Below are 491 nucleotides of genomic sequence, written 5' to 3'. Positions count from 1 at the left end.
ATGGCGATCGGCACGATCAGCTCGACATCGACCGTGATGTTGTCGCCCGGCATCACCATCTCGGTGCCTTCCGGCAGTGACACGATGCCCGTCACGTCGGTCGTGCGGAAGTAGAACTGCGGACGGTAGTTGGTGAAGAACGGCGTGTGACGGCCACCTTCGTCCTTGGTCAGGATGTAGGCTTCAGCCACGAACTTCTTGTGCGGCTTCACCGTGCCGGGCTTCGCCAGAACCTGGCCGCGCTCGACACCTTCACGATCAACGCCGCGCAGCAGCGCGCCGATGTTGTCGCCAGCCTGGCCCTGATCGAGCAGCTTGCGGAACATTTCAACGCCCGTGCAGGTCGTCTTGGTCGTCGGACGGATGCCGATGATCTCGAGTTCCTCGCCGACCTTGACCACGCCACGCTCGACGCGGCCGGTCACGACCGTGCCACGACCCGAGATCGAGAACACGTCTTCGATCGGCATCAGGAACGGCTTGTCCAGCGG

General features: G+C 63.1%; 1 protein-coding gene. It reads right to left on the bottom strand.

Annotated elements, in window-relative coordinates; translation table 11 throughout:
* Positions 1-491 (bottom strand): EF-Tu C-terminal domain-related protein (locus ACWGTI_RS32695; protein ID WP_454590687.1); only part of this gene is annotated, 491 nt, incomplete at both ends.

This window comes from Mesorhizobium sp. ArgA1 (genome assembly GCF_053714375.1).
Note: the sequence above shows the minus strand (reverse complement) of the source record. Positions and strands in the feature narration are given on the sequence as shown.